Raw genomic sequence first — 9,844 nt, forward strand, 5'->3', positions numbered from 1 at the left:
ACCATACGAATCGCCCTCTGACGGACTTCGGGGGAAAAACGAGTATTTTTAGTCATCCTGTTTACCTCTTTCTCAGGGAGTTTAGTCTCCAGGATTCCCGGGGCGGTTCAAGGATTGCGGAAAACCATGTCTATCCAGCTATGATTCGCATAGATTATGGCCAGGATTTTTTTTATCCAACACGGACGTAATGCGCAGAAAAACATGTAGTAAAACTGGAGATTACCCAATCAGGTAAGTTGGCGCAGAACGCTTTTATCGAGAGTTTTAACCGGACATACCGAACAAAAATACTCGGTTTTTGTCTGTTCAGAACGCTGGATGAAAAGCGGGAACTGGCGGCAAACTGGTTGTCAGAATATAACAGTGAACGCCATATCAACCACTTAACCATATGACACTGGAAGAACATCACTAACGCCATTATTTGGTCACGATCTCAAAAGGTGCATGGAACTAAAACGAGTCTGTTTACAACGCAAGATGAGTTATGTTATAAAGTAACAAAATGAGTTGGTAAGCATAAAGTAAAGAGGATAACTTATAGTGCTCCCCTTATTTAAAGCATTTTGTTTTTTTTGTATTCTATTGTTAGGCTCAGTATTAATCCGGGGTAATAATAATCTTATTTCACCAGCGGTTAGACAAGAATTTTTTTTATCGAAAAAAACAACCACATCCTTTTATCAGAAAATTGATGCGTGCTTTAGCAACGTTAATCTTGACTTTACATACAAGTCTGTTGATTACTCAGCATCTACCATTTTGCAATACATTAGAAGATTAATAAGAAAGCTTTACATTAAATAAAAGAGATGCAATCATCAATAAAATAAGAATATCTCGTTAAGAAATATAGCAATATATGTGATATTTCAGGAAATAAGTAATCATACATTTATTGATTTATAAAGTATTATTGGAAGGAAGTGTTACATGTAACGATTTACGCACTCCCCTCCATTACACTAATAAACACCACCGACTTGGTATTTATAAACTTTATAATAAAAACATCATTTTTACTGAAACCAAATAAATATCAATCACGAAGATAATTAACCTATCTGAACAAGTAATTATACTCATATGTTATTAGTTTTCTTATTAATCAGAAAGGAGGGATTTATAAACCAGCAACTTTTTTTGTAGGTGGAGCCACGGTTGATTTCTGATATCAACCACCTGAGTTTATTTTCGTCGAATGGTAATGCCTTGTCGCACAAACGCTATCTGAATAATTAACTGTAATGGCGTTATTGGTATATTTGCCGACATTAACGCTAATAAAAACCCTGATTGCTTCATAATCGCAGGATTTGGCCATTTTGTCTCCCTTTAGATAAGAGTTAACAAAATAAACCCAGGAAGAAGGTACCGGTTTCCATGTTACAGACGTTCCCGGCATAAAGTGTCCGACCAGGGCCTTATTCGCAGTTACCAGCACCCTGTATGCCCTGATATTTCCTGGAACATGGATGACCGGGGCAGTAATCATACCGGGTTTGACTGACTCCCCTGATATTCTGACATAAAAGGGAATAAATAAAGCGACATGCGGCCACATTGTAAACAAACGTTAAACAAAACAGCATTTTTCAGTTGACTACTACGAGTAAATAAAAAAATATTTATCAAAAACAAACGAGTGGAATGGAGTTAACTTGTCTATGTACTTAAAGATTCTTGCTACTGCACTCTCAGCTCCTGTAGCGTTTGCTGCACTGGCTTCTGATACTGGGCTTTCTTTTACACCGGAGAAAATCAGTACGGAGATTGATTTTGGCACTTTAAGTGGCAAGGCCAAAGAACGGGTTTATCTGCCTGAAGAAAAGGGGCGCAAAGCCAGCCAGCTGGACTGGAAATACAGTAATGCGCCAATTGTCAAGGGGGCATTTAACTGGGATCTGTTACCCAGAGTATCTGTCGGTGCCTCAGGGTGGACAACATTAGCTGGTCGTGGAGGCAATATGGTGGACAGGGACTGGCTGGATACGAGCAATCCCGGAACCTGGACTGATGAGAGTAAACATCCGAATACCCGTCTAAATTTTGCTAATGAATTCGACCTGAATATTAAGGGATGGCTCCTGAATCAACCAGACTATCAGTTAGGTCTTATGGCTGGTTACCAGGAAAATCGTTATAGCTTTACAGCAAAAGGAGGCTCTTATATCTATAGTAGTGAGGGAGGCTTCCGGGATGAAACGGGATCATTTCCAGATGGTGAAAGAGCTATAGGCTACAAACAACACTTTAAAATGCCCTATATAGGGTTAACCGGTAATTATCGGTATGATAGCTTTGAGTTCGGGGGGAGTTTCAAATATAGCGGATGGGTGAAGGCATCGGATAATGATGAGCATTACAACCCTGAGAAAAGGATCACCTATCGTAGCGATGTAAATAATCAGAACTATTACTCTGTCTCACTACATGCTGGTTATTATATTACACCTGCAGCTAAAGTTTATGTCGAAGGAACATGGAACCGTATTACTAATAAGAAAGGTGATACTTCTCTGTACTCCAGAAATTTGAATATATCTGATCACACCAAAAATGGTGCAGGCATTGAAAGCTATAACTTTATGACCACAGCTGGTCTGAAGTATTATTTTTAACCTGAAGCATGCCTGTTTTTAACTTTTTCATGACACTTTAAATATGATAAACAAAAGGCCAGCACTTCTGATGGTGGTCTTTTGATTTTTTATAATATGTGGAGGGTATATGTGCTCAACGATAAAAGTGTTTCTGTTAACTCTTGTATTTTTAAAGATGCTGCTCTGCCACTCTTCATGCATAACGACACAGTGTTATCGACATAAAAATAATTGATAAGCGATGTTAATAATATGAATTTTATTATAATTCTATTACTCGTCAATAATAAGAAGACCATCCAATAAAAACACTCGCAATAACCTGAAGGATCCTGTCGTATAAAAATAAACATTGTTTTTACATTTAATCTCTCTTGATTTTGTTTAATCATAGTTTATGTAAGATAATTTATTTTTATAATGATTACATGAAAACAAAAGAGGTTAGATATGAAATTGTTATTACTTACAGGTGCAACAGGATTTCTTGGTGGCGCGGTCCTGGATAAGCTGCTGGATAACTGTAATAATATAAATTTGCTACTTTTAGTACGAGCACCTACTCCACAAGCGGGACTGGAAAGAATTAAAGAAAATATGCGTAAATTTAATGTTTGTGAGGAAAGGTTGCATGCATTAACTAATGATAACATCTTGCCTGGGGATCTAAATAATCCGGAAGCCTTTCTCATGGATCCTCGTCTTGATGAAGTCACTCATGTTATAAACTGTGCGGCTATAGCTTCTTTTGGTAATAATCCTTTTATATGGAATGTGAATGTTACAGGTACACTTGCTTTTGCAAGAAGAATGGCAAAAGTGGCAGGACTGAAACGCTTCCTTCATGTTGGTACTGCTATGTCTTGTACACCTCATACGGGGTCGCTAGTTAAGGAAGAGTCTGCTTCATCAGAAACAGGTGAACATTTAGTGGAGTATACGCATTCAAAAGCAACAATAGAATATCTGATGCGTAAGCAGTGTCCTGATTTACCTTTGTTGGTTGCCCGACCATCAATTATTGTTGGCCACAGTCGTTTAGGGTGCTTACCTTCAACCAGTATTTTCTGGGTATTCAGAATGGGGTTAATGTTGCAAAAATTTATGTGCTCTCTGGATGATAAAATAGATGTTATCCCTGTAGATTATTGTGCTGATGCATTGCTAATGTTGCTTGAAAGTTCGTTAATTAATGGTGAGATTGTTCATATATCAGCAGGTAAAGAAAGTAGTGTGACGTTCTCTGCTATTGACGAAGCTGTAGCCCGTGCTTTGAACTGTGATCCTGTTGGAGACAGATATACTAAAGTCAGTTATGACATACTGGCAATGAGCCGTCATGATTTTAAAAATATTTTTGGTCCCTGTAACGAACGCCTTATGTTAAAAGCCATTCGTTTATATGGAGCGTTCAGTATGCTCAATGTTTGTTTCAGTAACGACAAGCTACTGAGTATCGGAATGCCTAAACCGCCAAAGTTTACTGATTATATTAAATACTGTATAGAAACGACAAAACACCTTTCAATTCAACAACAAATGGAAGTTGATTTTAAATAATATTTATCATAATCAGAATTATTGTTGGTGTTGCACTCATAACATATAAAAACGCCGAGGATATGACTTTGTCAATTAAAAATATAAAGCGCATTATTACGGCCTGGAAACCATCTACATTCGAAACGTACAAAAAAACTTTTGAAAAATACGGTGGTAGTGTAAACATGCATCCGGATGTTGTTTCATACTTTATGATACATCATGACTGGAAGTTTGATTTTTTTCACTATGAAAAAGATGGTGATATCAAAGGCTCATATTTTCTGTGCAATGGAAAACAAATTGGGATAATGGCAAGAAGGTCTTATCCTCTTTCATCTGATGAGGTATTAATTCCTTTTTCCCCACATGCAAGATGTTTTTTTCCGGATAAAACTAATAAATTATCAATTATAAATAAACAAAATATTATCAATGCAACATGGAAAATAGCCAGAAAAAAACAAAATTGTATTATAAAGGAATCTTTTTCACCTAAATTTGAAAAAACTCGCCGAAATGAAATCCAGAGATTTATCAGGAATGGCGGAGAGATTAAGTGTATAAGCCAGTTATCCGATAAAGAAATATCCAGCTCTTATATATCACTTTTTCATTCCCGGTTTGGAGGTACCCTACCTTGCTACGAATATGATAATCTGTTAATGTTTATTTCTCACTTACGAGAACTTATGTTTGGCCATGTGCTATTCTGGGATAATAAACCGTGTGCTATTGATATAGTACTGAAATCTGAAAGCTCATGTAATGTTTATTATGACGTTCCAAATGGTGCAGTTCTGAATGATGAGAATTGTATGAAACTAAGTCCGGGAAGTGTCCTTATGTGGCTGAATATAGATAAAGCACGAAGGTATTGTCAGGATAATAATAAAAAGATGATATATTCTATCGGTGCATTCAGACCTGAATGGAAATATAAACTACTATGGTCTGTTCCCTGTAAGGTTGGTAAATGCTTATGTTAGAATATGTATAAAGGTAAGTAACTATATAAGAGCGTCCAGTCTGCAAATACTCCTCTAAACATGGAGGAGTAGATTTATAATGTCATAACATTTACTAAATCGTTTTACATTAATTTCAAATTTGAAATTAATGTATTTTGATAACTATATATTTTTGATTCCGAAAACAGACATTTCTTTCTTTGAGTCAGGGCTTACACTCAAAATATTAATATTGTTTGTGTGAAGACATATTATTCAATAACGATGGTGAGAAATATCTGTACTTTTTCGCATAATCTAACTATTTACTTAATTGTTCATTCTGTGAACAGAATCTGTTTATTATGTATCAGGTTGATGATGTGATTAAGCAGTCTGAAACCAGAGGAATATGGAGTCAGAAATTTTCAGTTGTCTTTTAAGGGCGTCTGCAGGATTTTTTTTCCGTTTCTGCCTGTCCTGGCATTACCCCAATTCTCCCAAAAACGGTAAACCAGCCCTCAGCCCGCACCATGACTGGCTTAAGACGGGATCCCAGCGGCAAAATGCGCCTTTATGTATTTGGTTTTACCCGCAATAATGCGTGATAATCAAACAAAAGGATCCGCGCGCTGCGATTTATTGTCGTGGAAGGATCCGGGCGTTCAGGTCAGAATACCTGTATCCATAAACAGTGCGTGTGCTACGTGAAAAATAACTCATGAACAATGTCATTCCCCTGCAGAATTCACCTGAACGCGTCTCCCTGTTACCCATTGCGCCGGGGGTGGATTTTGCAACAGCGCTCTCCCTGAGAAGAATGGCCACTTCCACGGGGGCCACACCGGCCTACCTGCTGGCCCCGGAAGTGAGTGCCCTTCTCTTCTATATGCCGGATCAGCGTCACCATATGCTGTTCGCCACCCTCTGGAATACCGGAATGCGTATTGGCGAAGCCCGGATGCTGACGCCGGAATCATTTGACCTGAATGGAGTAAGACCGTTTGTGCGGATCCTGTCCGAAAAAGTGCGTGCGCGACGCGGACGCCCGCCAAAAGATGAAGTGCGCCTGGTTCCGCTGACAGATATAAGCTATGTCAGGCAGATGGAAAGCTGGATGATCACCACCCGGCCCCGTCGTCGTGAACCATTATGGGCCGTGACCGACGAAACCATGCGCAACTGGCTGAAGCAGGCTGTCAGACGGGCCGAAGCTGACGGAGTACACTTTTCGATTCCGGTCACACCACACACCTTCCGGCACAGCTATATCATGCACATGCTCTATCACCGCCAGCCCCGGAAAGTCATCCAGGCACTGGTTGGTCACAGGGATCCACGTTCGATGGAGGTTTATACCAGAGTGTTTGCACTGGATATGGCTGCCACGCTGGCAGTGCCTTTCACAGGTGACGGGCGGGATGCTGCGGAGATCCTGCGTACACTGCCTCCCCTGAGGTGACGGCATACGCGCTTCCTTATATAAGCTGTGGTCAGCAGAACAGACATAACATAAGCTGGAGCATGTATATAAGCTGTAGTGAGTAAGTCATGTTTTATGAAGGGAGCAATGCCTCAGGATCAGGTTACGGGATCACTTACGTAAGGGACAGGCAGATGGCAGCTCAGCTACAGACAGCACTGCAGGAAACAGAATATAAACTGCAGTGAGCAGACCACTCACTGCGCCGGTTAATATAAGCTGTAGTCAGTAAAGGAGCGCTCTTCACTGACTACAGTTTATGTTCAGCGGGATTTGAAGAGTTTTTCCAGGTCATCCAGCGTGATGCCCAGTTTCTCAAGCAGGGCAAGCTTCTCCGCCATCTCCGGACTGACTTTTTCCGCAGGTGAAGGTTGCAACGGATTTTCCTTACTCTCGTCATTCGGCGCTTTTAACCGGGGACGCCGGTAGTGAATACAGAAGAATTTTGTCCGCCCCCGCTGGATCTCCGTGTAATCAAGATATCCAATCTCGCGCAACTGCTCCATTGCCCGTCTGACCGTCTGGTTCTGGGAAAATACAGGAGACTTCAGATTGAGGCGTGCACGCAGCCGCGCCAGCGATATCGGTGCCGGATCCCGGGGCAGGCTCTCTATAAAGGTGTAGAGTGCCTGGGCGGACTCCCGTCGCTTCAGGGCATTAATCGCCTTAAGCTGGAGAAGGACTTTTCTGTCAAACTGGTACAGTTCAAACAGGCGGGGATCGGCCTGTAACTGCACAATATCCCGCTCAGTATCGTAGTAAGCTGACTGTACCAGATGGGTGATATATTCCCGGGTGTGCTTCTCATCGGTACGGGAAAACGAAATCACGGTACCGGCAATGCGCTTCAGGGAAGGGCTGATGCGCTCACGCAGCCTGCGGGATGACTGGCTTGAAGGTATACCACACAGTTTTGCAAACTCAACAAAAGGCAGTTCAACTTTGTCACCAATCACGTTATGGCGGGCAAAGGAATGAATGATCCCCACCCAGGTCTTGAAATCATTATCCATATCCAGGCGGGGGCCGGTGATCTCAACCTTATCGAATCCCTCAGCACGGGCCAGGGAAAGACGTGTCAGCTCTTCCGTGGCATCAGTACGTGACAGTGTATTTTTTTTACTGTTCTTCAGTGATTTAAGGGTCGGTACAAAAACGCCCAGACGCATCAGCGCCACAGGTTGTACGGTGTTGTTATTGTTTGGTGTCAGTGTCACCAGCTCACCGGAGGACTTATCCACCTCGCCGAACAGTTTTTTGATGTCTGAATTTTCGTTTTCCAGAAAGCCTCCAGCCTGTGGACAGTAAAAGAATAAACAGAAAATCGTGTGTCAGAACTCCGCTAACTGACTGAAGAAAAACCTGCAGCCTGTATTTAACAACTGAGTCTGGCATACTGACCATAGTTTATGTCATTAACTTACTTCAGTATATGGATTACTGAATACAGCTTATCATTAGCATGTTACAGTTTATCAGTAACATGCCACAGCTTATGTGATCGTGGTCCCGGCCCATGAGTGACAAGGTTTGCAGCGATATGGGGATCTTTAATGGATCCTTTGTTGATCATTCATGGATCTGTTTACTGGATCGGGCCTCCGGATATGTGGATAAATCATTCCAGAAGGACAGCGCACACAACCGTTTTATGAAAGGGCTTCAGGGCGTACCTGCTCCCTGTAACTACAGATACATTGCGCTTCCTCGCCGGTTCGCGGGCTTCGCCCGGTCACCGGTCTGCGGCGAGCACTGTTTTTTCTGATGTCTGTCTTTACAGGTAATTTTTGACGGAATCTGCCGTACTTCCTGAGCGTACGGTCATATCCGAAGTACACTTCATATGTGTGTTTCAATGCCAGGGATTGTGTATACAAACTACAGGTGTCAGCGCCAGTGATATAAGACGGTAATTCACCATTTGGATTGTCCGCTCCACCCAACATGTTGTTTCCTTAAGGTTCTCACACCAGAAAGGACATCAACATGCTGAGCAGAGAGGACTTTTACATGATAAAGCAAATGCGCCAGCAGGGCGCGTACATTGTCGATATTGCGGCTCAGATTGGTTGCTCTGAACGGACGGTCAGACGCTACCTCAAATACCCTGAACCGCCAGCCAGAAAGACCCGCCACAAAATGGTTAAGCTGAAACCGTTTATGGATTACATCGACATGCGCCTGGCAGAGAATGTCTGGAATAGCGAGGTTATCTTCGCGGAGATTAAGGCAATGGGTTATACGGGCGGACGTTCCATGCTGCGTTACTACATCCAGCCCAAACGTAAAATGCGTCCGTCAAAAAGAACAAGGAGAGAGTTACCGGTTAAAAGAGAAACGTAAAGCTGGAGTGCTGACCAAAAACACAACGCCAATCAGTGATGATGAAATGGTGCAAAGCGGACAGCATCAGTAACGAAAGTATTTAGCGGGCATGAAAATGGCAAATAACGGTCAAACATCGTGGCGTTGACATAGTCGCAGTTTTGGTGAACGAATCACAGACAAAGATGCCATGCACCAGGCTGTTGTTCAGTATGCAGAGCGGGCCGCAGAGAAACTACGTGGGGAGCGTCAGTATTGCCGGCAGGTGACGACATTTGTACGGACATCCCCCTGAACCCTGTTACAGCAATGCCGCTGTGGAAAAGCTTTCATTGCCCACACAGGACAGCCGGGACATTATTGCCGCCGCATGCAGAGCCTTAAACCATGTCTGGCGTGAAGGGTACCGCTATATGAAGGCAGGAGTCATGCTGGCTGATTTCACACCATCGGGTATAGCGCAGCCGGGATTATTTGATGAAATCCAGCCCCGTAAAAACAGTGAAAAGTTAATGAAAACACTCGATGAACTGAACCAGTCGGGAAAAGGGAAAGTGTGGTTTGCGGGGCGAGGAACCGCCCCTGAATGGCAAATGAAACGGGAAATGTTGAGTCAGTGTTATACAACTAAATGGCGAGATATTCCCCTGGCCAGGCTGGGTTAGTTCAGTCATCTCCGAACATATTTTCAGCGTTTCTTCTGGTCTGGTCTTCACCGTCATTTCTCGACAGACTCTGCTCTGTAAGGGGAGTACTGCAATCCACAGACGTATGGAGACCAGATTGTTTTTCCAGTAATTCAATCAATTTCTTTTCAACCGAAAAAGCAGGTAATGACTCCAACTTATTGATAGTGTTTTATGTTCAGATAATGCCCGATGACTTTGTCATGCAGCTCCACCGATTTTGAGAACGACAGCGACTTCCGTCCCAGCCGT

General features: G+C 42.3%; 7 protein-coding genes and 4 pseudogenes. 9 read left to right on the top strand and 2 right to left on the bottom strand.

All coding sequences use genetic code 11. From position 1 onward, the window contains the following. The 6 genes and pseudogenes from ACJHWT_RS24680 to ACJHWT_RS24705 all read left to right on the top strand — a co-directional run. A partial coding sequence (locus ACJHWT_RS24680) for a hypothetical protein (RefSeq protein WP_106372490.1) occupies nucleotides 1-191 on the top strand: 191 nt, incomplete at its 5' end. A gap of 3 nt (nucleotides 192-194) precedes the next feature. Continuing rightward, nucleotides 195-418 (top strand): annotated as a pseudogene (locus tag ACJHWT_RS24685) (integrase core domain-containing protein); the annotation flags it as partial. 1,252 nt (nucleotides 419-1,670) lie between these two features. Continuing rightward, the gene (locus tag ACJHWT_RS24690) at nucleotides 1,671-2,624 is read left to right on the top strand and encodes an omptin family outer membrane protease (RefSeq protein ID WP_000280980.1); all 954 of its coding nucleotides are present in this window, start codon (nucleotides 1,671-1,673) and stop codon (nucleotides 2,622-2,624) included. A gap of 432 nt (nucleotides 2,625-3,056) precedes the next feature. Then, entirely contained in the window at nucleotides 3,057-4,166 is a 1,110-nt protein-coding gene (locus ACJHWT_RS24695; protein WP_000771475.1) for an SDR family oxidoreductase, read from the top strand. 68 nt (nucleotides 4,167-4,234) lie between these two features. Further along, entirely contained in the window at nucleotides 4,235-5,137 is a 903-nt protein-coding gene (locus tag ACJHWT_RS24700; protein ID WP_001312822.1) for an antimicrobial resistance protein Mig-14, read from the top strand. A 682-nt stretch (nucleotides 5,138-5,819) separates the two neighbouring features. Continuing rightward, a complete protein-coding gene (locus ACJHWT_RS24705) occupies nucleotides 5,820-6,560 on the top strand; it encodes a tyrosine-type recombinase/integrase (RefSeq protein WP_001066954.1) in 741 nt (246 codons plus the stop codon). A 284-nt stretch (nucleotides 6,561-6,844) separates the two neighbouring features. On the opposite strand, the gene ACJHWT_RS24710 is transcribed toward ACJHWT_RS24705, so the two are convergent. After that, the gene (locus ACJHWT_RS24710) at nucleotides 6,845-7,822 is read right to left on the bottom strand and encodes a RepB family plasmid replication initiator protein (RefSeq protein ID WP_000361611.1); all 978 of its coding nucleotides are present in this window, start codon (nucleotides 7,820-7,822) and stop codon (nucleotides 6,845-6,847) included. Between the two features lie 745 nt (nucleotides 7,823-8,567). Between ACJHWT_RS24710 and ACJHWT_RS24715 the strand changes: the two are divergent. From ACJHWT_RS24715 to ACJHWT_RS24725, 3 pseudogenes are all read left to right on the top strand, one after another. Then, a pseudogene (locus ACJHWT_RS24715) lies at nucleotides 8,568-8,897 on the top strand (IS21 family transposase); the annotation flags it as partial. Continuing rightward, nucleotides 8,890-8,997: pseudogene (locus ACJHWT_RS24720) on the top strand (AAA family ATPase); the annotation flags it as partial. The pseudogenes ACJHWT_RS24715 and ACJHWT_RS24720, both read left to right, overlap by 8 nt. A 60-nt stretch (nucleotides 8,998-9,057) precedes the next feature. Next, nucleotides 9,058-9,571 (top strand): annotated as a pseudogene (locus ACJHWT_RS24725) (DUF4113 domain-containing protein); the annotation flags it as partial. 179 nt (nucleotides 9,572-9,750) lie between these two features. Here ACJHWT_RS24725 and ACJHWT_RS24730 read toward each other — a convergent pair. Beyond that, a partial coding sequence (locus ACJHWT_RS24730; protein WP_000306640.1) for an IS1 family transposase occupies nucleotides 9,751-9,844 on the bottom strand: 94 nt, incomplete at its 5' end.

The organism is Escherichia sp. WS338 (assembly GCF_046486405.1).
Classification (GTDB): domain Bacteria; phylum Pseudomonadota; class Gammaproteobacteria; order Enterobacterales; family Enterobacteriaceae; genus Escherichia; species Escherichia coli.